Below are 24011 nucleotides of genomic sequence, written 5' to 3'. Positions count from 1 at the left end.
GTCCCAGCACGTGGTATGTCAACCGACTCGCTCGACGTTTCGCTCGTCGACGCGTTCACGACGGACTCCTTCGCCGGGAATCCGGCCGGCGTGGTTCCCGACGCTGCTGACCTGTCCGCCGATCAGATGCAGGCCATCGCCGCGGAACTCGGCGCGAGCGAGACGGCCTTCGTCCGCTCGGCCGAGGATGCCGACCGGACGCTTCGATATTTCACGCCCGAGAACGAGGTCGATCTCTGTGGCCACGCGACGATCGCCGCCCACGCTCGGTTGTTCGAGCAGGGCGATCTCGACGCCGGCGACCACTCGATTTCGACGAACGTGGGGACGCTCGCGATCGAGATCGAAGCCGACGGCACGGTCTGGATGGCGGGCGACGACCCCGACGTTCGGTCGGTCGACATCGGCTATGACCGGCTGGCCGAGATCCTCGGATTGACCGAGACAGCGTTCGCAGGTGTCGGCATGGATCTTCCGATCGCCCGGGCGTCGACGGGGATGCCATTTCTCGTCGTCCCCGTCAACTACTTCGAGCAGTTGGGTGACATCGCGCCCAACCTGGCGGCGATCGAGCGCCTCTGTGACGAACACGACGCGACCGGGCTGTACGTGTTCACGTTCGACACGCTCGATCGGGAGTCGACAGTGCATGGCCGGCTGTTCGCGCCGGGCGTCGGCGTCGACGAAGATCCCGTTACTGGGACGGCAAGCGGCGCGGTCGCGGCGTATCTTGACCGGTTCGCCGAGATCGACGCCACCACGGTCCGGTGTGAACAGGGCGACTTTCTGGATCGGCCCGGGCGTGTACAGGTTCGCGTCGAGGACGGCGTCTTCGTCGGCGGGCAGGCCGTGACGACACTCACTGGCGACATAGCCATTCCGGACGTCGAGGATGGCGACATCATCGAAGTCTGACTGCGTGTCAGCGAATCTGACGGCGACAGTACTGCGACGAGCGGAACGGATAAACCGATCAAGCCCCAAATACCGTCCATGCAGCGAGCCGAGCCGCAGGATTTCGAGCGCGTTCTCTCCTCGATGTGTACTGAACCACATCCAGCGGCTCGCGAGGCAGCCCAACGATTCCTCGCGACGAACCCGGGCGATCCCGGGACTTACCAGACGGTCACCGACCTCGAACGCCAGGCCGTCGACTTGCTCGGTGAGATCACCGGCCTCGGCAATCCCGCGGGCTACGTCACCAGCGGCGGGACCGAGGCAAACATCCAGGCCGTCCGAATCGCGCGCAATCGGGCGGAGACGACGGACCCCAACGTCGTCGTCCCCGACAGCGCCCACTTCAGCTTCACGAAGGCCGCCGAAATGCTCGATGTCGAATTGCGCCGGATTCCGACGACCGACTACCGGGCCGACGTCGAGGCAATGGCTGACGCCATCGACGACGACACTGTCGCCGTCGTCGGTGTCGCCGGTACCACCGAGTACGGCCACGTCGACCCGATCCCCGCACTCGCGGACCTGGCGGCCGACGCGGACGCATTGATGCACGTCGACGCCGCCTTCGGCGGGTTCTTTCTCCCGTTCACTGATTTCGCGTGGCACTTCGGTCACGCCGACATCGACACGATGACGATCGACCCACACAAGGTGGGGCAGGCTGCGGTCCCCGCGGGCGGCTTTCTCGCGCGCTCGAGCGATCTGCTCGACGAACTCGCGATCGACACGCCGTATCTGGAGTCACGCTCGCAGGTGACGCTGACCGGGACCAGAAGCGGTGCGGGCGTCGCCAGCGCCGTCGCCGCCATGGAGGCGCTGTGGCCCGAGGGCTATCGTCGACAGTACCACGCGTCGATGGACAACGCCGAGTGGCTCGCCGACGCACTCGCCGATCGCGGCTATACGGTCGTCGGCCCCGAACTCCCGCTGTTGGCCGCTGACGTCTCGCTGTCGTTGATCGAGCAGCTACGCGATCGGGGCTGGCGCGTCACGAAAACCGGCTCCGGGGAGATGCGGGTCGTCTGTATGCCCCACGTCACCCGGTCGATGCTCCGGTCGTTCGTTGCGGATCTGGACTGGTATTGAGCCGGTCGCTGCTTGGTTAGAATATTAAGGTTTACGACAACCCACCCGTAATCCTTCCGCGTGAATGGTGCCCTCCCACTCGTCATCGTTGGCGACATCGCCCAGGGGTTGGTGGATCCGTTCGGGGACGCGCTTCTGTCGAGCGCTGGGTTCTTCTCGGGGTTCTACGCCGTCCTTGAAGACATGGTCCGTTCAGCGACCGGCCCACTCGGGCTGGCCGTCATCGCGATCTACTCGTTTTTGATCGCCTTCGTGTTGCCGTTGCCGAGTGAAATCGTCCTCGCCCCGGCCGGACACATGCAACTGGGTCTCTCGTACAACTGGACCCTCGCGGTCATCGTCCTTGTTAGCGGGCTCGGAAAGGCGGCCGGGAGTGTATTTGCCTTCCACATCGGCCAGGAAGCCAAGGAGTATGGCCCCCTTGTCAAGCGAATCAAGGAGTCCCGCTTCGACGTCATCGAGTGGTCCGAACGGAAGACCGTCCAACTGGCCCGCAAGTTCGGTTACGTCGGCCTGGCACTCGCTCTCTCCGTGCCTTTCTTTCCGGATACGATCTCGATCTACGCGTTCACGATTTTGGAAAAAGACTATGGAAAATTTGCGCTGGCGACGTTTGCCGGTAGCGTCGGTCGGCTGCTGGTGACGATGGGTATCATCGGTGGCGGCGCGTTTGTTCTGTGAGCGCCCGACTGAAAGCCACTTAGCTTCTTCCGGTCAGCATCGTTGCGCGGTCAGGGATTTGAACCCGGTGGCGAGACGGTCGTCCTCGCTCCCTGCGGTCACGTCGGACGCTGCGACTCGCGTGGTTCAAATCCCTTTCCTGCGCGTGGATGGTTCTCGCTCACGTTGTTCGCTCGAAAATCCATGCTCGGTCAGGGATTTGAACCCTGGTCCTCGGCTCGAAAGGCCAAGATGATTGGCCGGACTACACCAACCGAGCGGGCCGCGAACTACACTCCGATCGACGGACTGGACCCTAATAAATGCCGTCAATTCGTCCCGGGACTGTGGCGTGTTAGGCTCACCCAAGAACCGGCGGAGACGGAACCTCCAAGTTCGACCCTCTCATCGGGGAGAATATGAGCTTGTTGGGCCGTCTTCGTGGCGATCAAGCGGGCGGCGTCGGTCTCTACGTCGACGGACCGAACGTCCTCCGTGAGGAGTTCGACATTGATCTCGACGACCTGCGAGCGATCGCCGACGAGTACGGCCGAGTAGCGGCTGCGAGACTCTATCTCGACGAACACGCCACACCCGGGCTAATTCAGGCTGGCGAAGCCCGCGGGTTCGAGGTCATCACGACCAGCGGAGACGTTGACGTCAAACTCGCCGTCGACGCGACGCGAGCAGCCAGCGAGGGCCGGATCGACACGCTGGTGGTCGCCTCCCGCGATACTGACTTCAAACCCGCGCTGGAAGTCGCCGCCGACCGGGGCTGTCGGACGGTCGCGATCGCGCCGGGCGAACACGGCCGCTCGGACGCGCTGGCGAATACTGCCCACGAGAGCCACTCGCTCGAAGACTGAACAGCGTCGACTCGTTCGGAGACGAACGCCTTTTGGATCGAACACCCCCAGTTTCGGGTATGACTGACGAGTCCGACACGCCGATCCTGGATAATCACCTGCATCTCGATCCCGAACACGGCCGCGGGATCGACGCCGTCGAGGACTTCGCCAGGGCCGGCGGCACGCACCTACTGGTCGTCAACAAACCCTCCTGGATGCTCGAAGATGTCGGCGACGACGAGGCGATTTTCAGAGCGGTGTTCGAGACGACCATCGACGCCGTCGAGCGGGCCACGAAAGTACTCCCGGGACGCGCCTGGCCGGTTCTGGGCGTCCATCCCGCATTGATCTCGAAGCTGACGGGGCGGGGGTACACTCCTGAAGAAGCAGGCAACATCATGCAGGCGGGTCTCGACGTCGCGGCCGAGTACGTCGCCGACGGCCCGGCGCTCGCACTCAAATCCGGGCGGCCACACTACGACGTGGGCGACCCGGTCTGGGAAGCCTCGAACGAGGTGATGAAACACGCCTTCGAGTTGGGTGCCGAAACCGGCTGCGCCGTCCAGCTTCACACCGAAGGTGGCCAGGACTTCACCGAGGTGGCCGAGTGGGCTGAAGATCGGGGGCTGCCGGCCAAGCGTGTCGTCAAGCACTACTCGGAAGGCCGCCTCGACGGGCCGACCAAGAGCGTCCTCTCGAACAAAGACGAGCTGGAGATCGCCATCGAGGAGAACGAACCGTTCCTGATGGAGACCGACTTCATCGACGATCCCGATCGACCAGGGGCGGTGCTCGGCCCGAAGACCGTCCCCCGGCGCGTCGAGTGGCTGCGGGCGGACGGCTACGACGACGCGATCCGGACAGCCCACGTCGAGACGCCCGCCGCAGTCTACGGGATCGACACCGAAGCGACGCTGTAAGTGCGGTCCAGATCCCGGTGGCGTCCCCGCTTAGAGCTCGAACGTTCCGTCGCCGTCGAGGACGTGGACGTCTGCGTCGCTGCCGACGGCTTTGACCTCGCGGGCGAACGCCTCGGCGTCCTGTTCGATCGGCGGGAACGTGTCGTAGTGCATCGGGAAGGCGTACTCGACATCGAGCCAGTCGACGGCGACGGCGGCCTGCTCCGGTCCCATCGTGAAATGATCGCCGATCGGGACGGCCGCGGCGTCGGGTTCGAGGAACGGCCCGATCACGTCGCGCATTTCCGACATCAGACCGGTGTCGCCGGCGTGGTAAAACGCCGTCGAGTCCTCGTCGCTGACTCGCGTCGGTTCGGCGTCGGAGATCACGAACCCGGCTGGCATCCCGGCTGAGCCGATTTCGTTGGACGTGTTGATGCCGTTCGTGTGGTCGGCTCGGTGCATCGTCACGAAGGCGTCGCCGGCCGCGACCGTCCCGCCGAGGTTCATCCCGACGGTCTCGTTGCCGTGCTCGTTCTCGATGTAACCGGCGAGTTCCGGCGTCGCGACGACGGTCGCGTCCGGGAACGCACCGACGTCGGCGATATGGTCGGCGTGCCCGTGGGTCAACAGCACGAAGTCGGGGCTCTCGACGTCCGCGGGCGACAGCGAAGTCTTCGGGTTGTCGAAAAAGGGATCGATCAACAAGCGCGTGTTTGCGAGTTCGACACTCCAGGTCGAATGACCGTGCCAGGTGAGTTCCATGGGTCAGGAACTGATACGCCCGAGAGATACTTAATCCTCGGTGGCTCGGCAGCATAGGTGGGCCTCTCGTGGGGTGTGCCAGCTACCCGCAAGAACCTGTCGCCAGCCAAGCGTTTATGCGCGTTTACGACTAGCATTGCCTATGTCACCGCAGGGACTGTCTCGCCGACGGTTTCTCGGTCTGCTCGGTGCGGCAACCGCACTCGGCACCGCCGGCTGTGCGGACTCGCCGTCGGCCGAGACGACCGATCCGGTGTCGTCCGCGGGCGACGATCCGGGATTGGACGCAACCCGACTCGATGCGGACTCCCAGTCGCGATACACTGACGTGTACCGTTCAATCAGCGATTCGGTCGTCCAGATCAGGGTCATCACGACCTTCGGGTCGGCGGGGACCGGGACCGGCTTTGTCTACGACGAAAGCCATCTCGTCACGAACGAACACGTCGTCGCGGACGCCGAAGACCTGTACGTCCGGTATCCGTCGACCGGCTGGCGAGAGGCGTCCATCGTCGGGACCGACACCCATAGCGACCTCGCGGTTCTATCCGTCGGGGACCATCCACCGGCCGCCGACCCGGTATCCTTTGTCGAACGTGAACCCGCCATCGGAACCGAAGTGGTCGCTATCGGGAACCCGTATGGCCTCTCGGGGTCGGTTTCCGCGGGTATCGTCAGTGGCGTCGACCGGACGCTTGAGGGGCCGAACAGGTTCTCGATCCCCGATACGATTCAGACGGACGCCGCCGTCAACCCGGGCAACAGTGGCGGCCCGCTGGTGACTCTCCAGGGCGAGGTCGTCGGCGTCATCAGTGCCGGCCAGGGCGACAATATCGGGCTGGCGATCTCCAGTGCGCTGACCACCAGGGTGGTCCCGAGTCTGATCGAGACAGGATCGTACGCCCACCCCTACCTCGGCATCGGGCTTCGGGACGTCACACCCGCCGTGGCGGAGGCTAACGATCTTCCGGAGACCTCGGGCGTCTACGTCACGCAGGTCGTTGACGACGGGCCGTCGGACGGGGTTCTCCGGGGGGCGACCGACGACGTGTCGATCAATGGACGGCCAATCCCGGTCGGTGGCGACGTGATTACCCGTATCGAAGGCGAGCCGACCCCGACCACCCAGCAACTGGCCAGTGCCCTGGCGCTCGAAACTCGGGTTGGACAACCGGCAGCGATTCAGGTCTGGCGGGACGGGACGACCGAGACGCTGGACGTGCGGATCGGATCCCGGGACCAAGCGGACTGACACTGCGGATTTCACAACTCAGTACCGCTGCAGCCTTCGAAAACAACCTTCACAGTAAGAGACTACTGGAGCGTCTCCGCGACGCCGCGCTCGACCAGGGGTTCGGCGTTTGTCGCCGGCAGCGTCACGACGTCTTCGGCCACCAGATCGTACGTCCGGTCGTCGACACCGAGAATCTCTCCGACATCGCTGGTGATTCGAACGGTCGTCCGCTCGACGCTGCTGTCCGTCGAATCCGGCGGACCGCCGTCACGCCGCGTCGTCGGGTCGGATCCGTCATCATTCGACCCGGCTGCCGGCGCTTTCGCGTTCTCGGCCGGCGCTGACGGGCTGGTCACGTCCGGATCGGCTGGACTCGCCTCGGGCGTCGATTCGGTGCCCATCAACTCCGCCGCGGGCACCTCGTCACTCTCCGGGGTTGGACCGTCTTCGTCGGGTTCCATCGGCGGGACAGCCGGCTCCTGGCTGGCTGTCGTCGACCCGGCAGTGTCGGGTTGTGCAGTGACGCCTTCGTCGGTCACACTCGGTGGGGAATCTTCGACGGACGGTTCCGGTTCCGAATTGCCGGCGACGGACATGGAGTCTCCGTCCAGGACGTCGAAGACGCGCTGGCGATTCGATTCGATCGAACTCACCAGGTCAGCGAAGAGATCGCGCTCCTCGGTGGTCAGCCCCTCCTCCTCAGTTGGCATGTCCGCGGCCGCGAGCGACGCCATCTTGACGACTTTGCCGACGCGGCGTTCGTAGATGGCCTGCAGCGTTTGCTCGGCGGTGTCGATGTCATCTGAGAGGCGGGTGACCTTCGGGGAGTCGAACGGATCGTCGGCGGCCTCGGCCGCGCGCTCGCGCTCGGCCCGCAGCGAGCGGACGAACTGTCCCGCTTCCTCGTAAAACGAATCGCGAAGCTGCTGGAGGCTGTCGGTCTGGCGCTCGCGACTCTGTACCGATTGGATCTCGTCTAAGTCCATGATTTTCGGCGACTCCAGCTTATTCCTGGCCCTTCTCGGCGCGTCCACGACTCATGAGGAACACGCCGAGGTACTCCGGAACGGAAGTAACTCCCTCCGGGAGTGTAAAGCTATCGCCACCGAGCTTGACCTCACCGGAATCTGTCACTTCGACGGTGATGTCGTGGCCCACAAACGTCTCCGGGACGGCGTCGACCAGCGGGTCGAACTCCGCAAGTTCATCCCGCGGGAGCTTCCGCACGGCGAGGCCACTGCCGCCGTGAAGGCTGCCCGGTAGTCGGATGAGCCGGTTCGTGTCGGTCGTGACCGGTTCGTCGATCGGTGCGTTTTGCCCCTCGATGACGTCCCCGGTGATCGCCTCGACGAGCTTGCGGATCCCCGGGCCGCCAGCCTCCATGTTTCCGTCTTCGATCGCCGCGCGGTTTTCCTCGATCGCGCCATGGATCGTCTTCGCCCGCCCTTCGCCGATCCCTTCCAGCTCCTGTAGTCGTTCCATCGCCCGGTCTTCCTCGAGCGACTCGACTTCGTCGACGAAGGCGAGCAACTCGTCGTGGACGCGTTCCCCCCAGCCCCCTTCAGTCCGGAGCGTTCGGGCCGTCACGTTCCCCCGCATCTCCGTCGTCACGAGGCCATCCAGATCAAGGCCGATCCCACGAACGTAATCGACGATTTCACGCCTGGCCTCACGTTCGAGCTGTTGAATCCCCTCGTCGCGGACGTGGACGTGGTACCCGCGACCGCCCGAGAAGACGATCGTCAGGTCATCGAACCCGAAGTCGTCCTCCAGGAAGTCAAGCAGTCGAAAGAGAGCGTCCTTGCAAGCAGCGAGCATCTCGGCGTAGGTGGCCTGGGTGGGATCGACCGACGGCAGGTGATCGGCGTCCAGATCGAAGACGACGTCCGACCCGCGCCAGTCCTTGGCGCTCATCGACCCGGCCCCCGGGTCGGCGTATCGGCCGGCCGAAAAGTAGACGTGCCGTGGTCGTTCCCTGGCGAGGAACGATTCGAGGTCGCCCATATCCAGCAGTGACTGGTGGCGAACCATCGTCTCGCCGGGGCTGTCGGTCCAGGGGATGTAGCCCCATTCGCGTTCGTGAGCGTCCGGCGGCGGTAGCGGATCGGTTCGTCGATAATGGTCGCCGAACCGGCCCCGGAGATACGCGCGGGTTCGCTCCTCCATCGCTCCCGGGTTCGCGGAGGGGAGGAAAATGATTGTCGGTCGGGCCCGCAACGCGGGGGGCGTTGACGTCTACACCGCGCGCTCGCCAGTCATCGAACCATTGGACTGTCCGATCCTATCGAGTCAACAGACCCTGGAGCCGGTCGATGATCCCGTCGTCGTTGCCAAGTGTGAGGTAGTAGGCGTCCCCGCCGTCTTCGTAGTAGTTGTCGATCCGCCGCTCGACTTCGAAACCGATGTGGCGGTAGAACTGCATGGCGGACTGATTAGTCGTTCGCGCGTGACAGGAGACGGATTCATAATCTCCGACGGCCCGTGCGATGAGGCGCTTCCCGAACCCCTCGTTGCGATAGGCCGGATCGACTGCGAGAAAGAGAATGTAGCCGTCACGACGGACCGCTGCGAACCCGATGAGGTCCGGGTCGTGGCCCCCATCGTAATAGAGGTATGTTGTCGAGCGTCGATAGGCGTTCTCGAAGAATCGACGCCGCTGTCGTAAGATTCCCTCCTCGGATCTGATATGCTCCTTGAGGTTCCACGCGGCATCGACGAACTCGTCGTCGCCACGTTCGACCCGTGTCGCTTCGACAGTGACGCTCACTACGCAGGGGTATGATCTTGATCTATATAACGTTTAAGCCGACCGTCTTCTTTCCGACACGAACGGCGGAGTGGGAAAGCCGTCGGTAACATGGACGTCGATACTGTCGGGTTCGTATCCGCTCCTGCTGTCGCTGGGGGCAGGCGACCGACCCGTCGATCCCGTGGCCACAACGCTTTCGGTGGCTGCAGCTAATTGGTCGGATATGTCGAGCTCTATCCAGCCATCTCACCCGACAGATATCCGCGACCGGGTCAAGCAGGCGCTGGTAACCGGATTGACGCTCACCATCCCGCTGTTGATTACCGTGGTGGTTGTGAGCTTCGTCTGGGGGTTCATCTTCGGGATACTGCAACCACTGACGGGGACACTCCAAAGCGTCCTCGGCCTCGGTGGGAACACTCCGGTGATACTGCTTCAGATCATCTCGCTTGGTGCCGTGATTCTGCTCATCGGGTTCGTGGGCTTTCTTGCGGAGGCGTACTCCGGCGCGGCGGCTGTCGAGCAGCGCTTCGACCGTGCGATGGGAACGATTCCCGGCATCGGCAGCGTCTATCAGACGTTCAACGAGATGAGCGAACTGGTGCTGGACGCGGATACGGAGAGCTTTCAGGAGATCAAACTCGTCGAGTTCCCGACGGAAGGGTCCTACGCGACCGGATTCGTGACGGCCGAGACACCCGAGGGGATCCAACAGGACACTGGCCACGAAGGGATGTTGACGATCTACGTGCCGCTGGCTCCGAACCCGCTCATGGGTGGATACGTCCTCCACGTCACACCGGATCGATGTATCGATGTCGATATGAGCGTCGAGGAGGGGCTCAAGGCCATCATGACCAGCGGCGTCGCCGTCGGTGAGACCGCGACCGCCGACGCGGATTCCATCGAGTATCCCGACAGCCTGCCGGACGGGATCGTCGGGACGGAGTGGCTATCGGGAACTGCGTCCGAAACTGACGACGCGGCTGCAGAGCAACCGTCCCGAGCCGATGACGGAGGAGAGGACCACACATGAGTTTCGACCTGCGCGAGCACACGGCGGACGTGGCAGTCGAATCGACCGGCGAAACTCTCGGTGACGCCTTTGGCGCGACAGCCGACGGCCTGGCCGCGGCGATGTGTGCAGACGTCCCTCGCCACGGCGAGCGCTTCGAGGTCGACGTGAGCGCCGAGAGTCGGGAGTCGGCACTGTTCGATTATCTGGACGAACTCATCTATCAGCGTGATATGCGGGGCGTCCTTCCGGTCGACAACCGGGCGACAGTCGACCGAACCGGCGATGACTGGCACGTCCGTGCCAGCGCTCGGGGCGTCCCACTGGACGCGATTTCCGCCCGTGAGGTCAAGGCCGTCACGTACTCGGAAATGGTCCTCGAAGCAACTGATGAGGGCTGGCACGCCTACGTCGTCTTCGATGTCTGATCGGAGCGATGCATGCCGGCTGTCCGTTGTTGATCGACGACTTGTCGACATGAGACCGGTCGCCGTCGAAATCCATCCCGCATCAGTTCCAGCACCGACAGAGAGACGACGAGGACGGCGAATTTTCCGGCGGCATTTCTCCCGGACGGGGGAAGGGCCAACCGATGGCGAGGATTATTAAACAGCGTGTATTTCTTTGGGCTCGGCGAAGACAACCTCGCCAAAGCCAAAATTAATGTGCGTTTGGCCCGTTCATCTGGTGATGCGAAGGAGTACCCAAGACTGGTGGCCAACCCAGCTTGACCTGACAATTCTGGATCAGAACGCTCGCGACGTCAGTCCGTACGACGCGGACTTCGATTACGCCGACGCGTTCGAAGAACTCGATCTCGACGCGGTGAAGGCGGATCTAGAGGAGCTGATGACCGATTCGAAGGACTGGTGGCCGGCCGATTACGGCCACTATGGTCCCCTCTTCATCCGAATGGCCTGGCACAGTGCCGGGACGTACCGGACCACGGACGGCCGTGGTGGGGCCGCTGGCGGGAGACAGCGGTTCCCGCCGCTTGACAGCTGGCCGGACAACGCGAATCTCGACAAGGCGCGTCGACTCCTCTGGCCGATCAAGCAAAAGTACGGCCGGAAGCTCTCGTGGGCTGACCTGATCGTTCTGGCCGGCAACGTCGCCATGGAGTCGATGGGCTTCGAGACGTTCGGCTTCGCTGGCGGACGTGAAGACGACTTCGCCCCCGACGAGTCGGTCGACTGGGGCCCGGAAATGGAGATGGAGACCTCAGAGCGCTTCGAGGACGGCGAACTCGAGAACCCCCTCGGCGCGACCGTCATGGGCCTCATCTACGTCAACCCGGAAGGCCCGGACGGCGAACCGGCCCCGGAAGCCTCGGCGGAGAACATCCGCGAATCCTTCAGCCGGATGGCGATGAACGACGAGGAGACGGTCGCGCTCATCGCCGGCGGCCACACGTTCGGGAAAGTCCACGGTGCCGACTCCGGTGACCACCTCGGTCCCGAGCCCGCGGATGCCCCGATCGAAGAGCAAGGGCTCGGCTGGGACAACGAGTACGGCTCGGGCAAGGGCGCGGACACCATCACCAGCGGAATCGAGGGGCCCTGGAACACCACGCCGACCGAGTGGGACATGGGCTACATCGACAACCTTCTCGAGTATCAGTGGTGGCCCGAGAAGGGGCCCGGCGGCGCGTGGCAGTGGACCACCCAGAACGGCGAGCTCGACGAGTCCGCCCCCGGCGTCGAGGACCCCGACGACAAGGAGGACGTGATGATGCTCACGACCGACATCGCGCTGAAGCGGGATCCGGATTACCGGGAGATCCTCGAACGCTACCAGGACAACATGATGGAGTTCGGGATCAACTTCGCGAAGGCGTGGTACAAGCTGATCCACCGCGACATGGGCCCGCCCGAGCGCTTCCTCGGTCCGGAAGTCCCCGACGAGACCATGATCTGGCAGGATCCCCTGCCGGACGCCGACTACGATCTGGTCGGCGACAGCGAGGTCGCGGATCTCAAGGAGACGATCCTCGACTCGGAGCTCTCCCGCTCCCAGCTGGTCAAGACCGCCTGGGCCGCTGCCTCGACGTACCGCGACAGCGACAAGCGCGGCGGTGCCAACGGTGCTCGGATCCGACTGGAACCCCAGAAGAGCTGGGACGTCAACGAACCCGACGAACTGGACGCAGTGCTGTCGACCTACGAGGACATTCAAGCCGAGTTCAACGAGTCGCGTTCCGACGACGTCCGTGTCTCGCTCGCGGACCTGATCGTCCTGGGCGGGAACGCCGCCATCGAGGAGGCCGCTGCGGACGCCGGCTACGATGTGACGGTGCCCTTCGAGCCCGGCCGGACCGACGCCGAGCCCGAACAGACTGACGTCGAGTCCTTCGAGGCGCTGAAGCCCGAAGCCGACGGCTTCCGCAATTACGTCGGCGAGGAGGCCGACCGCAAGCCCGAAGAGATCCTGGTGGACAACGCCGAGTTGCTGAATCTGACCGTCCCCGAGATGACGGTCCTCCTCGGTGGCATGCGCCAGTTGGGCGCGACCTATGGCGACACCGAGAAGGGCGTTTTCACCGACCAGCCCGGCACGCTCACGAATGACTTCTTCGTGAACGTCCTCGACATGGACTACGAGTGGGAAGGGACCGACGACGAGAACGTCTACGAGATCCGTGACCGCGAGACGGGTGCGGTCGAGTGGACCGGCTCGCGTGTCGATCTCATCTTCGGGTCGAACGCCCGACTTCGTGCCGTCTCGCAGGCGTACGCCGCCGAGGACGGCGAAGAGCAGTTCGTCTCGGACTTCGTCGACACCTGGAACAAGGTCATGCAGCTCGACCGCTTCGATCTCGAATAACGGCCGTCTCGCCGCCGCGTTTCTGTCGATCCGACGCCGTCTCCCGCTTCGAACCTTACTTGCTGCCACAGGTTGTACCCACGTGTATGAGTACCTACGACGCCGGTGAGTTCACCCTGGAGAAGGTACGCGAGTACGTCTGGGAGATCCCACAGGAAGGCGAGATGCGCGTTCCCGCGCGGGTCCTCGCCAGCGAGGAACTCCTCGACGAGATCAGCGACGACCTCTCTCTGCAGCAACTCAAGAACACCACCCACCTCCCCGGGATCCAGCAGTACGCCCTCGCGATGCCCGACGCCCACCAGGGGTATGGGTTCCCGGTCGGCGGCGTCGCCGGCATCGACGCCGAAACCGGCGTTATATCGCCTGGAGCGGTTGGTTACGATATTAATTGCGGTGTAAGAATGCTGAAAACGAACCTTACGTACAGCGACATTCAGGGTCGCGAAGAGCAACTCGTCGACGCGCTGTTCGAGGCGATCCCGTCGGGGTTGGGCGGCGGTGGTGTCGTCCAGACCGACGTCGACACACTGGAGGAAGTCCTCACACGCGGCGTCGAGTGGGCGCTCGACGAGGGCTACGCCGTCGAAGACGATCTCGCCCACTGCGAGGACGAGGGAGTCCGACCCGGGGCAGATCCCGACGCAGTCTCGAAGAAAGCAAAGGACAGGGGCCGCCAGCAACTCGGGAGTCTGGGCAGCGGGAATCACTTCCTGGAAGTCCAGCGCGTCACGGACGTCTATCGCGAGGACGTCGCCGAATCTTTCGGTCTCAGCGAAGACCAGATCGTCGTCCTGATTCACTGTGGCTCACGCGGCCTGGGCCACCAGGTCTGTACCGACTACCTTCGGGATATCGAGCAGGCCCATCAGGGACTGCTCTCGCAGTTGCCGGACAAGGAACTCGCGGCCGCGCCCGCCGGGAGCCATCTCGCCGAGGCGTACTACGGGGCGATGAACGCCGCGATCAACTTCGCGTGGGTCAACCGCCAGCTCATCATGCATCGAACCAGGGAGGTCTTTGCCGACGTCTTCGACCGCGACTGGCGCGATATGGAGATGGAACTGTTGTACGACGTTGCCCACAACATCGCCAAGAAGGAGACCCATACCATTGAGGGCGAGGATCGTGAACTCTTCGTCCACCGGAAGGGCGCGACGCGGGCCTTCCCGGCCGGTCATCCGGAAATCCCGGCTGCCTACCGCGACGTGGGCCAGCCGGTCATCATCCCCGGGAGCATGGGGGCCGGGAGTTACGTCCTCCGCGGCGGCGAGCACTCGATGGCGGAGACGTTCGGTTCGACGGCCCACGGCGCGGGCCGACTCATGTCCCGGACCGAGGCCAAGAACACCTACTGGGGCGAGGATGTCCAGGACGACCTCCGGGACCAAGAACAGATCTACGTCAAGGCCGAGAGCGGGGCGACCGTCGCCGAGGAGGCCCCGGGCGTCTACAAGGACGTCGACGAGGTCGTGCGGATCTCGGACGAACTCGGGATCGGGGATCGAGTCGCTCGGACGTTTCCGGTCTGTAACATCAAAGGCTAGGGTGTATGGCCTAGATTCCCGTATCGCCGTTCCAGCGTGAGAGCACGACCGATTCGTTCAGTGAGGCGTTGTGGTAGATGATCCGGAATCGACTGCTCGATCGGACTATCGCGCCGTAGGCACTCGCTTCACTGACCTGGACTTGATCGTCCGGGACGACGAGGGCTGACTCGTTCGACCCGGCCAGGCTCGCCCACGTGACGTTGTTGTCAGGGCCATCGACGTAGAGATCACCGCCCCGGATCTCGTCGCCGCGGTCGTGCTCGATGAGGAGCGCGTTCGCCCCATCGATGTACTCGTAGGTGAAGTTGGCCTGTGGTGGTCCGGACGTATCGCCCGTAAACAGGAACGCGCTGATTCCGACCCCGGCCACCAGGATGAACGCGATGCCGACGAGGGTGACGACTGCAGTCATCTCCGAGACCCCGCGTTCATCCTGATCGCCCCCAGGCGTGACCGGGTCCATCTCGGTTCGGAGTTACGGCCGGAGCGATAAAAATCCCCCTCGCCGCCGCTCGCCGGATTGACAGAACCGATGGTTGCCGGTGTCGACGGATCCCCCTCAACACAACCCTTTTGAGCAACCGGGGTGTCGATTTTCGCATGCAACCGCTGGCCGTCGGGTGGATCGACGTGGTTGGGGCCACGACGACCGAGGCCGCGAATCCGATCCAGACTGTCGAGTGGATTCCGACGTGGATCCCTGGGTGGACTCTCGATTTGGTCTCTGTCGTCGTTGTCCTTGGACTTGCCTGGGCCGCCAGCCGACTACTGATCGAATTGCTCGGCCGGCGGATCGCGCGCCAGTTTCGACGGCCAAGCCTGACTCGAGCGTTCATTCGCGGGATTCGAGCCGGCGTGTTCATCCTCGCGCTCCTTGTGATCCTTCGCATCTTTGGACTCAAACTGGGGGATATCGCCCTCTCGGTGACTGTCTTTTCCGCTGTCATCGGTGTCATCCTCGCCCCAATTGTCGGCAGCGTCATCAGCGGCGTCTTCCTGCTGGCCGATCAACCCTACGAGATCGGCGACATGGTCGAACTGGCCGACACAGGTCAGCGCGGGTTCGTCGAAGATATCACACTGCGATACACCAAGATATTCACGCTGGACAATACGTTTCTGGTTATCCCGAACGGGACGATCCGCGAGCGGGATGTCGTTAATTACTCCGCAGAGGACGCGCGCGTTCGGGAATCGATCGACATTGTGGTCACATACGAAAGTGATCTGGAACTGGCACGCGAGCGCTTCGTCCAGGCAGCCCGGTCGGTCGAGGGCGTCATCGGCGGCGGGCCGGACATCCGAGTTGGGGCCGCCCGGTATCCAGCGAGTCCAGTCTGCCAGATTGCCGAATTCGGCGATCATGGCATTAATCTGACTCTCCGGTACTGGATCGAAGAACCATACCGGATGCAAGCAGTCAGGTCACAGATACAGACTGCGCTCTGGGACGCGATCGAGGATCTGGACGTTGAGATCGCCTATCCCCACTCCCACTTGATGTTTGATGATACAAGTGGCCAGTTGCGGGTCAGTCACGACGAAGGAGTCTCGGAGTCACCTGGAAGACAGCCCCCATCTAGCGAGGCGGCTGTCGACGACGAACGCCAAGAGTATCGCGACCGCTCCGAGTGATTGGTGTGCAGGCGTTTGCAGCTCGGTCGAGAGACGCCGATTGGCTACTCGACTGAAGCAGTCACGATCCGACAGTCAAGTTCGGTTTCGAGGAAGGTTGCGACGTCGGGATCGTCCACCAACCGCCGGACCATCCGCCGCCATCGACCGACCTGTTTCTTTCCAATCACCACCACGTCGGCTCCTTCAGCGGCGACCTCTTCGAGGATGGTCTCTTCGACGAGCAGGCCGGTTCGGATCGCGTATCGCGTCCGCGGCAGATGGCCAAACACGTCCTCGACCGCGGACTTGAGCTCGGCTCGCGTGACGTGCCCGTTGTGTTGGTAGAGATTGACGTGTAGGATCGTCAGATCAGCGTTCTCCGCCTCGGCGACGTCGATCGCTCTGGCCAGCGTCGCCTCCGAGTGTTCGCTGAGTGGGTACCGGATCGGAACCGTCACCGTTGTCATCGACACTATGTCCGTCCCGGGGACGCCTCAACGTTTCGTATTGAACACACTGCCAAGAGATCGATCGAGCCGCGCGTCTCGAAGACGCCTCTCGCGTGGAGATGCCGTTTCTACACTCGAGCCGAGTGGGTTCCTCAGCTGTCCCTGGATTCCGCTTCGGGGCGTCGGGACCGACCTGGGGACAGAGTTGTCGGTATCGAAGAAGGTACCTGTGATGGACACGTGGTTGCCGCTATGGTGTTCAAAAAGGTAACCCTCGTGGGAACGAGTCCCGACGGCTTCGATGCGGCGACAGACGACGCGATCGATCGAGCACAGGATACGCTGGAGAACGTCCAGTGGATCGAGGTCGACCAACTGGGCGTCGAAGTGGCGACCGCCGACGATCGCGAGTACCAGGCCGAAGTGACTGTCGCGTTCGAACTGCTCGACTGACGGGGTGTCGGTCACTCTCGACGGTGAGTGGTCTCGGGTGACACGTGATCGGTAGCGAAAGCCATATCCCCCGAGACACGAACGGAGAGGTATGAGCGCTCCGCCGGGGGAGTACTACACAGAGGAACGGTGGCAAAACTGGATCCAGCGGATCGAATCGGAGGATATCGATCCCGAGCAGGAGGACTCGGCTCGTCTCCTGTTGAACCTCCAGGACGATACGGCGATCGCTGTCGCCAAAATCGTCACTGACTACGAGGACGGCGAACTCGAAGCCGAGCGGGCACTCGAGGAACTCGAGGGCGTCCGTGAGATCGTCCTCGGCGAGGTGGACATCGCCGACGAGGAGAAGCTGATGGTCGTCGACGGCGTCCAGACCTCGCTGGTCTGTGTCTTCTATGCCGCCGAAGAGTACGTCGCCGGTGGCGTCGCCGACGGCTCGGTCGCGGAGTATATCGCCGCCGCCAGCGAGGCCGAAGCCGAAGAGAACATGGACGCTGCCCTGGGGTATTGTGCGCAAGCCGGGACGCGGATCATCGCCGACGAAGAGGAGTTGACGATGGAGGTCGTCGACGACCTGGAGTTCGGACTGGTCGCCGAGTGGGTCAACGGGCTAGACAGTCTCCAGACGGCGATGAGCGACCCGGAAGTCGTCGAAGAGGACGACGAGTAAGCCGGAACGGCGGATCGGGGCCCGGAGTCGGAGCGGTCCGGTGGTTCGGCAGACAAACTTTTACCCGCGGCCGGCCCACCTAGGGACAATGTCCTTCCGGGGCGACGAGCGTGCGCAGGCGATTCAAATCGGTGCTGTACTGTTGTTTGCCGTGCTCGTGATCGCGTTTTCCCTCTATCAGGCGTTTATCGTCCCGACGCAGAACGAACAGATCGAGGCAGATCACCTCCAGTCCGTCGAAGGGGACATGCTGGATCTCCGCAACGGCATTACGACGACACCGCGAAGTGGAGACGGACGTTCGATCAGGGTGTCCCTGGGTACGACATATCCCGCCAGAGTGATCGCACTCAACCCACCCCCGCCGTCCGGGCGACTTTACACTGCGGGGACTGACAGCGGTGACGTCAACGTCACGCTTTCGAACGCACGAGCACTCGACGACGAAACCAGGGACTACTGGGACGGAACGAATCGAACGCGACATTCCGGCGGCGTCGTGTACGCGCCCGATTATAACGAGTTCCGCGATCCACCTGACCTGGTGTACGACAACTCTGTACTGTCTCGACGCTTTGCCGACGCCGAGTTGTGGGCCAGCGGACAGACGCTCATCGAGGGACGCGAACTCACGTTGGTCGCACTCGATGGCACCTACGACAAGCGGTCGGGCCACACTGCCGCTGTCGATCTAGAGGCGATCAGCGCTTCACAGACTGACGTGGCGATCACCAACGTGACTGGCGAGAACGTCACCGTGCAGTTTGCCTCGATGCGGTCGGCCAGTGCGTGGGAATCGCTGCTCCTCGACGAGGAGCAGTTCACCAACCAGAGTGGGTATGTGACTTCTGTCACAGGAACGCCGATCCCAGCCGCAGCATACGAGCTGGTCACGCTGGAGTTGGCGCAAAACGAGACCTACGATCTCAGAATGGCGAAAGTCGCGCTCGGAACAGGGGCCACGGATTCGGAAACCACGTACGTCACGGCTGTTGGTCCGAAAAACGTCTCCAGTAACGAGACCTTCTCGGCCGAAGTCCGTGACGAGTTCAACAACCCCGTCAGTGGCGTTACCGTGGAGCCCCAGGTCGAACGGGGAGACTGTGATATCCCTCCGAAACGAACCGGCGAACAGGGTCGCGTCAGCTACGAGTGCGGTGGTCCTGCTCGTGTCAGTCTCGAGATCGGGGCCCTGGATTCCGAATCGGCGACCTATCGCGTGGGAACGTTCCCCGAGGACACGCCGCCGCCAAGTATCGACGGTCCGACGTCGTTCGATCGGAGTAGCTCTGTGCGAAACTTTGGAGCTACTGACGTATCACAGTACGTATTCGAATCAACAGTCTCAGACGACAGCGGATCGGGCCTCGACCACGTCTCGTATCGGCTTCTCGACGATACGGGCGACATCGTGACCGCGGGGACTGACCAACTTGACGGCGAGGAAAGCACCGATCTCAGCTGGTACAGCCCGTGGTTCGAGAACGGCGATCTCAGTGGCAATCTAGACGACTACGAGATGGTCATCACCGTCACGGACAACGCCGGTGGATCGACTACTGGCACGATACCTGTCGCGGGGACGCTAGATGAGGAAGCGAACGTCGCGGTCACGATCGACTCGACGAACTCGCCGGTCGAGGAAGGAGAAACGCTCGCAGTCGACGCGACCGTCGAGAACACTGGGGACGAAACCCAGACGCAGTCGATCGAACTCGACGTGGCTGGGCTTCGGGATTCCGAATCGGTCACGCTCGATCCCGGGGAAAGCCAGACGATCACACTCGAGTGGCAAACCGCGAGTGGTGATGCCGGTGACTATACCGCAAACGTCAGTAGTGCGGATTCGTTCGACACGGCTGAGGTGACTGTATCGGCTCCCATCGCCGAGAGTGTGACGTACGTCTCCGGATCCGGGGGCACAGTCGGTGGAAACGGGAACAGCCGGATCACGTTCGATCTGAACAACGGCGGCGACCGGGCGGCAACCATTACTGGCTTGACCGTCGAAAGCGTCTCGGATCCGCCGGCTGGTCTGTATATCAACAACCCTGGCGGAGAAACGTTTGCGGGTGGAAACGGGGAGTATGCAGCCCGGATCGATCTCGGTGTGGATGTCGACCTCGACACGAACGCGGAGATCCAGAGCGGCGATACCGTCTCGTTCGAACTCGGCCAGTTCAGGACGGGAAGTGGCAACGGGGATCGGGTGGGAATGAAGGGCAAGACCGTCACGCTCACCCTATCCTTCGAGGACGGGAGTAGCCGGGAATACACCATCGATGTCTGACCTACGCATGTTTGACATACCAAAGAGTGCAAACGATACTGACCGATCCGCATGAATCCGTCCGATCGCAGTCAATCCGAAGTCACCGGCGTCGTTCTCATGACTGCGGTCGTCGTCATCCTCTCGGTGGCCGTGGGCGGGGTAATTCTCACAAACATCGATACGCAGGACGAACCCGTGGTGAACCTCGAAGCGTCTGTTGATGCGTCGAACGTCACGATCAGGCACCTCGGTGGCACCCAACTGCCCGTCGACGAGGTTACCGTCTATGTCCGTTCCGGAGGGCGAGAAAACCATTCGCTAAGAACGTTTCAGGACCGACAGGAAGATAGTACCGAGAATTTCGACCCCGGGGAGCGAGTGACCCGCGCCCACAATGCGACGGACGTGGCCACCGTATTTATCGTCCACGATCCGTCCAATACGGTCCTGTACGATCGTACGTTCGATGTCCCGAAGATCGGTGTGTCCCCGGTAACCTGGGGGCAGTCAACGGACTGGGACGTGGCTACCACTGAATCGAATGTTGTCCACGACTCCTTTGGCGATCACAGTGCAGATCGAGTCGAGCTTGGATTTTCGAAGGATGCAACGAGCCCACTCGCGTACTGGCCGTTCGACGAGAACGAGGGATCGACGGCCGAGGATATCGTCGGAAACAACGACGGCACCATCGTCGGTGCAACGCCTGGGGAGTCTGGGATCCTCTCGACGACGAGCTACCGGTTCAACGGCACGAGCGACTACGTCTCGGGTGCGACTGGCATGCCGGCGCTCCGGAACACGGCAAGCCTCTCGTTCTGGGTCAAGACCACACAGGACGGGGACAACACGCCGTGGGAAGCACCGGGGATCACTGGCATCGAAAGTGAGGGCGACGGCGACGACATCTTCTGGGGCTGGCTCAACGCCAACGGTCAAATCGGGATTCAGACTGGGAACGACGCTGCCGCGACGAGTTCGACGAACGTCGCCGACGATAACTGGCATCACGTGGTCCTCACCCGAGACGCGTCCAGCGGCGAGGTTCAGGTCTATATCAACGGGACACGGGAGGATACTGTCACCTCGAAGTCGGGTCAAATCACAACAGCCTTTGACAGTATTGGCCGCATTGAGGATACGGGCGGCAGTCCGGAATACTTCGAGGGACGGATCGACGAACTCCAGGTCTACGACCGGGTGCTATCGGACGCTGCGATTCAGGAGCTATCGGACAGCGCGAGCGCTGGCTCGCTTACCACGGCCACCAAAACCTTTTCCGAACCCGTCGATCCGTCCACGCTCACGCTCGCCGACGTGAACGCCTCGATCCCGTCCGGAACGAACGTCTCGGTGTACGTCGAATCCGACCCTGAGAACGACGGTACGTACGTCCAGAGTGACGAAATCACGCTTGACGGCAGCGGCTCCCACGCCGTCACGGGGCTATCGACGGAGAGCCAGCAGTATCGCCTCCGGGTAGAACTGGCGACCAGCTCAGTCACTCTGACGCCTGCCTTTGACCGGGCGACCTTGCGACCGACGTGATCGTCGTCGCGCATATTTCGACGATTGACGAATTCACAGTCGACAAAAACATAAGGGACCTCTCCGTTTCCGGGAACGAATCATGACTACAGTGGGCATCGACGCTGTCGAGATCCGCACTGGCAATCTCAAACTCGACCTGGCGGAGACGTTCGCCCCCGCCAAGGACGAGGATCCCGCGAAATATACCAAGGGCCTCGGCTTGCATTCGAGTTCGTTCCCCGACGTGTACGAGGACATCGTGACGATGGGGGCGAACGCGGCCAAGCGCTTGATGGATCGCAAGGGGCTGGAACCCGACGATATCGGTCGGATCGACGTGGCGACCGAGAGCGCGTTCGACCACTCCAAGCCGGCCTCGACGTACATCGCTGGGTGTCTCGAGGACGTTTACGAGGGTGACTTCCATCACGCCAACAAGGGCGAGCGGAAGTTCGCCTGCGTCGCGGGCACGCAGGCGATCGACGACGCGGTCAACTGGATCCAGGCCGGGAAGAATCGGGGACGCGCGGCACTGGTGATCGCCACCGACACCGCGCTGTACGCCCGCGGTGATTCCGGCGAGGCGACCCAGGGTGCAGGCGCGGTCGCGATGTTGATCGACGAGGATCCGAGTCTCACGTCGGTCGATCCCGTCCAGGGCTTTGGCAGCGCCGACGAGACGGACTTCCTCAAGCCCAACCAGCAGTTCCCGAGCGTCGACGGCAAGCGCTCGATGCAGGTGTATCTCGCCCGGATGCGAGAAGCGATGACGGACGTCGAACGACAGCGCGATTTACATCCTGATGACTTCGCGGTCGTCCCGTTCCACATTCCGTTCCCCGGGATGGTCCGGAAGGGTGCAGCACTCGGTTATCGACACATCTCTCGGGACACGGACGTCGAGGAGGAACTCGCCGAGGAAATCGGCATGCAGCCCCGTCGCGAGGACTTCGAGGACGACGAGGCGTTCCGGGACGCGCTGTCGGCGTACACCGATGACCTGACCGAGACCGATCGCTATCGCGAGTGGTACGACCGGACGGTCGAGCCGACGCTCGGTATCTCCCGATACGTCGGGAACTGGTACACCGGCTCCGTCCACCTTGCCCGGGCATCGGCGCTCAAGGAAGCCAGAGAGAACGGCCGTGATCTGGACGACGAAGAGATGCTGGTCTGTTCGTACGGTAGCGGTGCGCAGGCGGAGATCCACGTCGAAACTGTCCAGCCGGGCTGGGAGGAGGAGATCGCCCAACTCAACGTCGACAGCCAGCTTCGGGAGCGCTACGATATCAGCTTCGCGGAATACGAACAGATTCACGAAGTTCACAACTACGACGAGACCACGGACGTCGACGCGTTCACCACGCCCGAGGCGGAGTTCGTCTTCGACGGCTGGGGCCGCATGGGCGAGCGCAAGTACACGTACGTCGAATAGAGCGAGATCACGACGTCGAATAGAGTAAGACCACGCTTCGGACGGATACCGCGGACGGAATCAGCCGATCGCCACCGGTTCGGGCTTTCCGGACCGACAGCGGGAACGGGATGTGGCCGTGGCTGGCCCATCGTGTTCGCGGCCGCATCCCCTCGCTGTTCTCTCTCAGAACTGCTCGCCGAGTCGGTCGAGCATCGCGTCCAGGTCGAGCGTCGTCGCCGCCAGCGCGAACCCGTCGACGCGAGCCAGATCGGCGGCCCGTTCCCAGACGTCTTCGGATTCGATCCCGTGGAGCACGACCGCGTTGGGTGTCGGATTCACCACGCGCATTGCGACCAGCGGTGACTCGCCGCGGGTGACGTTCGTGAACACGAGCGCCCGGTTCGAGCTTTGGCCATAGAGCCGGTAGAATTCCTCACTGGAGAGACGGGTAATCGCCTCGATGCTATCGATGACGGTGTGGCCGACGACAGTCTCCTGGGAACCGGGCGCGAGTTTCGTGGCTTCGATCACCTCGAAGTATCGATCGATCGGCACCGTCGCCGCGAACTCCCGGAGATCCGAGACAATGTTGTTGTCGAACCCGGCCGAGATAACCCGGGCGTGTTGGCGGATGTGCCGACCGCCGCGTCGTTGATCGATCGCGAGCAATGCGCTGACCGTCCGGTTGACCACGGCGATCCCGGGGTTGTCCCGCCGCCCGCTTTCGTAATCCGAGACGACCGATGGCGATACCTCGAGTTCGGCGGCGAGTTCCGATTGAGCGATCTCGAAGTCCGTCCGCCACTTTCGTATCGTTTCGCCCGGCCGATCGCTCGTCGCGATCTCCCCGGCGATCTGTTTCGCGAGACGGTCGCGGTCCGACCCTCTGTCCATGCCCGTAAGTGCGTGGTCGAGCCCATAAATCCCGTCGAAGTACACTTCGACAAAAGACGAATCCGGGGACAGATTCCCCCGCCAATGGCGACGTAATTGCTTTTTGTGTCCAGTGCGTCC

Annotated in this window: 23 protein-coding genes and 1 tRNA gene; 16 read left to right on the top strand and 8 right to left on the bottom strand. The window is 62.9% G+C overall.

Annotation, left to right across the window (positions count from 1 at the left end; all coding sequences use genetic code 11):
* The first annotated feature begins 15 nt into the window (after nt 1-15).
* The 3 genes from HBNXHr_RS09135 (at nt 16) to HBNXHr_RS09125 (ending at nt 2724) form a co-directional block, all read left to right on the top strand.
* Nucleotides 16-915, top strand: a complete 900-nt coding sequence (locus HBNXHr_RS09135) for a PhzF family phenazine biosynthesis protein (RefSeq protein WP_275881894.1) — start codon at nt 16-18, stop codon at nt 913-915.
* A gap of 78 nt (nt 916-993) precedes the next feature.
* Nucleotides 994-2043 (top strand): tyrosine decarboxylase MfnA, encoded by a 1050-nt coding sequence (gene mfnA, locus HBNXHr_RS09130; RefSeq protein ID WP_275881893.1) that lies wholly within the window; start codon nt 994-996, stop codon nt 2041-2043.
* Nucleotides 2044-2178: 135 nt separating this feature from the next.
* The gene (locus HBNXHr_RS09125; RefSeq protein WP_275740916.1) at nt 2179-2724 is read left to right on the top strand and encodes a VTT domain-containing protein; all 546 of its coding nucleotides are present in this window, start codon (nt 2179-2181) and stop codon (nt 2722-2724) included.
* 184 nt (nt 2725-2908) lie between these two features.
* Here the strand turns inward: HBNXHr_RS09125 and HBNXHr_RS09120 are convergent.
* Nucleotides 2909-2983: transfer RNA gene (locus HBNXHr_RS09120), tRNA-Glu, on the bottom strand.
* A 139-nt stretch (nt 2984-3122) separates the two neighbouring features.
* On the opposite strand from HBNXHr_RS09120, the gene HBNXHr_RS09115 reads away from it, so the two are divergent.
* Nucleotides 3123-3569 carry an NYN domain-containing protein gene (locus tag HBNXHr_RS09115; RefSeq protein ID WP_275736916.1) on the top strand — a complete coding sequence of 149 codons (447 nt, stop codon included), beginning with the start codon at nt 3123-3125 and terminating at the stop codon, nt 3567-3569.
* Nucleotides 3570-3628: 59 nt separating this feature from the next.
* Nucleotides 3629-4471, top strand: coding sequence for a TatD family hydrolase (locus HBNXHr_RS09110; protein WP_275881892.1), 843 nt, complete (start codon nt 3629-3631; stop codon nt 4469-4471).
* 30 nt (nt 4472-4501) lie between these two features.
* On the opposite strand, the gene HBNXHr_RS09105 is transcribed toward HBNXHr_RS09110, so the two are convergent.
* Nucleotides 4502-5215, bottom strand: a complete 714-nt coding sequence (locus tag HBNXHr_RS09105) for a metal-dependent hydrolase (protein ID WP_275881891.1) — start codon at nt 5213-5215, stop codon at nt 4502-4504.
* Nucleotides 5216-5357: 142 nt separating this feature from the next.
* Between HBNXHr_RS09105 and HBNXHr_RS09100 the strand changes: the two genes are divergently transcribed.
* Nucleotides 5358-6467 (top strand): trypsin-like peptidase domain-containing protein, encoded by a 1110-nt coding sequence (locus HBNXHr_RS09100; RefSeq protein WP_275881890.1) that lies wholly within the window; start codon nt 5358-5360, stop codon nt 6465-6467.
* 62 nt (nt 6468-6529) lie between these two features.
* On the opposite strand, the gene HBNXHr_RS09095 is transcribed toward HBNXHr_RS09100, so the two are convergent.
* The 3 genes from HBNXHr_RS09095 to HBNXHr_RS09085 form a co-directional block, all read right to left on the bottom strand.
* Nucleotides 6530-7435, bottom strand: a complete 906-nt coding sequence (locus tag HBNXHr_RS09095; RefSeq protein WP_275881889.1) for a hypothetical protein — start codon at nt 7433-7435, stop codon at nt 6530-6532.
* 19 nt (nt 7436-7454) lie between these two features.
* Entirely contained in the window at nt 7455-8615 is a 1161-nt protein-coding gene (gene priS / locus HBNXHr_RS09090; protein ID WP_275881888.1) for a DNA primase small subunit PriS, read from the bottom strand.
* Nucleotides 8616-8730: 115 nt separating this feature from the next.
* Nucleotides 8731-9216, bottom strand: a complete 486-nt coding sequence (locus tag HBNXHr_RS09085) for an N-acetyltransferase (RefSeq protein ID WP_275736910.1) — start codon at nt 9214-9216, stop codon at nt 8731-8733.
* Nucleotides 9217-9421: 205 nt separating this feature from the next.
* Here HBNXHr_RS09085 and HBNXHr_RS09080 point away from each other — a divergent pair, with 205 nt between their 5' ends.
* From HBNXHr_RS09080 to HBNXHr_RS09065, 4 genes are all read left to right on the top strand, one after another.
* A complete protein-coding gene (locus tag HBNXHr_RS09080) occupies nt 9422-10234 on the top strand; it encodes a DUF502 domain-containing protein (RefSeq protein WP_275736909.1) in 813 nt (270 codons plus the stop codon).
* The gene (locus tag HBNXHr_RS09075; RefSeq protein ID WP_275736908.1) at nt 10231-10641 is read left to right on the top strand and encodes an archease; all 411 of its coding nucleotides are present in this window, start codon (nt 10231-10233) and stop codon (nt 10639-10641) included. The genes HBNXHr_RS09080 and HBNXHr_RS09075 overlap by 4 nt, the downstream gene beginning before the upstream one ends.
* Before the next feature lie 262 nt (nt 10642-10903).
* Nucleotides 10904-13036, top strand: a complete 2133-nt coding sequence (gene katG / locus HBNXHr_RS09070; RefSeq protein WP_275881887.1) for a catalase/peroxidase HPI — start codon at nt 10904-10906, stop codon at nt 13034-13036.
* Between the two features lie 86 nt (nt 13037-13122).
* The gene (locus HBNXHr_RS09065; RefSeq protein ID WP_275881886.1) at nt 13123-14583 is read left to right on the top strand and encodes an RtcB family protein; all 1461 of its coding nucleotides are present in this window, start codon (nt 13123-13125) and stop codon (nt 14581-14583) included.
* Between the two features lie 10 nt (nt 14584-14593).
* Here the strand turns inward: HBNXHr_RS09065 and HBNXHr_RS09060 are convergent, their stop codons facing one another.
* The gene (locus HBNXHr_RS09060) at nt 14594-15049 is read right to left on the bottom strand and encodes a type IV pilin N-terminal domain-containing protein (protein ID WP_275881885.1); all 456 of its coding nucleotides are present in this window, start codon (nt 15047-15049) and stop codon (nt 14594-14596) included.
* A 137-nt stretch (nt 15050-15186) separates the two neighbouring features.
* On the opposite strand from HBNXHr_RS09060, the gene HBNXHr_RS09055 reads away from it, so the two are divergent.
* Nucleotides 15187-16221 (top strand): mechanosensitive ion channel family protein, encoded by a 1035-nt coding sequence (locus HBNXHr_RS09055; RefSeq protein WP_275881884.1) that lies wholly within the window; start codon nt 15187-15189, stop codon nt 16219-16221.
* Between the two features lie 44 nt (nt 16222-16265).
* Here the strand turns inward: HBNXHr_RS09055 and HBNXHr_RS09050 are convergent, their stop codons facing one another.
* Complete coding sequence (locus HBNXHr_RS09050; protein ID WP_275736904.1) at nt 16266-16670, bottom strand: universal stress protein; 405 nt, start codon at nt 16668-16670, stop codon at nt 16266-16268.
* A gap of 234 nt (nt 16671-16904) precedes the next feature.
* On the opposite strand from HBNXHr_RS09050, the gene HBNXHr_RS09045 reads away from it, so the two are divergent.
* The 5 genes from HBNXHr_RS09045 (at nt 16905) to hmgB (ending at nt 23015) form a co-directional block, all read left to right on the top strand.
* Nucleotides 16905-17105 (top strand): dodecin, encoded by a 201-nt coding sequence (locus HBNXHr_RS09045; protein ID WP_275736903.1) that lies wholly within the window; start codon nt 16905-16907, stop codon nt 17103-17105.
* A 91-nt stretch (nt 17106-17196) separates the two neighbouring features.
* Nucleotides 17197-17778 (top strand): DUF2150 family protein, encoded by a 582-nt coding sequence (locus HBNXHr_RS09040; protein ID WP_275736902.1) that lies wholly within the window; start codon nt 17197-17199, stop codon nt 17776-17778.
* 88 nt (nt 17779-17866) lie between these two features.
* Nucleotides 17867-20068 (top strand): hypothetical protein, encoded by a 2202-nt coding sequence (locus HBNXHr_RS09035; RefSeq protein WP_275881883.1) that lies wholly within the window; start codon nt 17867-17869, stop codon nt 20066-20068.
* A gap of 51 nt (nt 20069-20119) precedes the next feature.
* Nucleotides 20120-21598, top strand: coding sequence for a LamG-like jellyroll fold domain-containing protein (locus HBNXHr_RS09030; RefSeq protein WP_275881882.1), 1479 nt, complete (start codon nt 20120-20122; stop codon nt 21596-21598).
* A gap of 82 nt (nt 21599-21680) precedes the next feature.
* Nucleotides 21681-23015: a hydroxymethylglutaryl-CoA synthase gene (hmgB, locus tag HBNXHr_RS09025; RefSeq protein WP_275736899.1), complete on the top strand. Its 1335-nt coding sequence runs from the start codon at nt 21681-21683 to the stop codon at nt 23013-23015.
* Nucleotides 23016-23180: 165 nt separating this feature from the next.
* Here hmgB and HBNXHr_RS09020 read toward each other — a convergent pair whose 3' ends face one another.
* Nucleotides 23181-23891, bottom strand: coding sequence for a helix-turn-helix domain-containing protein (locus tag HBNXHr_RS09020; RefSeq protein ID WP_275881881.1), 711 nt, complete (start codon nt 23889-23891; stop codon nt 23181-23183).
* Nucleotides 23892-24011 lie beyond the last annotated feature (120 nt).

This window comes from Halorhabdus sp. BNX81 (assembly GCF_029229925.1).
In the GTDB taxonomy this organism is placed as follows: Archaea; Halobacteriota; Halobacteria; order Halobacteriales; family Haloarculaceae; genus Halorhabdus.
The sequence above is the reverse complement of the archived record's forward strand: the minus strand, read 5'-3'. Positions and strand labels throughout refer to the sequence as shown.

Bases quoted from the DNA above. Each gene is read 5' to 3' on its own strand.
- HBNXHr_RS09135 (WP_275881894.1), top strand. From the start codon at position 16: ATGTCAACCGACTCGCTCGACGTTTCGCTCGTCGACGCGTTCACGACG.
- mfnA (WP_275881893.1), top strand. From the start codon at position 994: ATGCAGCGAGCCGAGCCGCAGGATTTCGAGCGCGTTCTCTCCTCGATG.
- HBNXHr_RS09115 (WP_275736916.1), top strand. From the start codon at position 3,123: ATGAGCTTGTTGGGCCGTCTTCGTGGCGATCAAGCGGGCGGCGTCGGT.
- HBNXHr_RS09110 (WP_275881892.1), top strand. From the start codon at position 3,629: ATGACTGACGAGTCCGACACGCCGATCCTGGATAATCACCTGCATCTC.
- HBNXHr_RS09105 (WP_275881891.1), bottom strand. From the start codon at position 5,215: ATGGAACTCACCTGGCACGGTCATTCGACCTGGAGTGTCGAACTCGCA.
- HBNXHr_RS09100 (WP_275881890.1), top strand. From the start codon at position 5,358: ATGTCACCGCAGGGACTGTCTCGCCGACGGTTTCTCGGTCTGCTCGGT.
- HBNXHr_RS09095 (WP_275881889.1), bottom strand. From the start codon at position 7,435: ATGGACTTAGACGAGATCCAATCGGTACAGAGTCGCGAGCGCCAGACC.
- priS (WP_275881888.1), bottom strand. From the start codon at position 8,615: ATGGAGGAGCGAACCCGCGCGTATCTCCGGGGCCGGTTCGGCGACCAT.
- HBNXHr_RS09080 (WP_275736909.1), top strand. From the start codon at position 9,422: ATGTCGAGCTCTATCCAGCCATCTCACCCGACAGATATCCGCGACCGG.
- HBNXHr_RS09075 (WP_275736908.1), top strand. From the start codon at position 10,231: ATGAGTTTCGACCTGCGCGAGCACACGGCGGACGTGGCAGTCGAATCG.
- katG (WP_275881887.1), top strand. From the start codon at position 10,904: ATGCGAAGGAGTACCCAAGACTGGTGGCCAACCCAGCTTGACCTGACA.
- HBNXHr_RS09065 (WP_275881886.1), top strand. From the start codon at position 13,123: ATGAGTACCTACGACGCCGGTGAGTTCACCCTGGAGAAGGTACGCGAG.
- HBNXHr_RS09060 (WP_275881885.1), bottom strand. From the start codon at position 15,049: ATGGACCCGGTCACGCCTGGGGGCGATCAGGATGAACGCGGGGTCTCG.
- HBNXHr_RS09055 (WP_275881884.1), top strand. From the start codon at position 15,187: ATGCAACCGCTGGCCGTCGGGTGGATCGACGTGGTTGGGGCCACGACG.
- HBNXHr_RS09050 (WP_275736904.1), bottom strand. From the start codon at position 16,670: ATGACAACGGTGACGGTTCCGATCCGGTACCCACTCAGCGAACACTCG.
- HBNXHr_RS09045 (WP_275736903.1), top strand. From the start codon at position 16,905: ATGGTGTTCAAAAAGGTAACCCTCGTGGGAACGAGTCCCGACGGCTTC.
- HBNXHr_RS09040 (WP_275736902.1), top strand. From the start codon at position 17,197: ATGAGCGCTCCGCCGGGGGAGTACTACACAGAGGAACGGTGGCAAAAC.
- HBNXHr_RS09035 (WP_275881883.1), top strand. From the start codon at position 17,867: ATGTCCTTCCGGGGCGACGAGCGTGCGCAGGCGATTCAAATCGGTGCT.
- HBNXHr_RS09030 (WP_275881882.1), top strand. From the start codon at position 20,120: ATGAATCCGTCCGATCGCAGTCAATCCGAAGTCACCGGCGTCGTTCTC.
- hmgB (WP_275736899.1), top strand. From the start codon at position 21,681: ATGACTACAGTGGGCATCGACGCTGTCGAGATCCGCACTGGCAATCTC.
- HBNXHr_RS09020 (WP_275881881.1), bottom strand. From the start codon at position 23,891: ATGGACAGAGGGTCGGACCGCGACCGTCTCGCGAAACAGATCGCCGGG.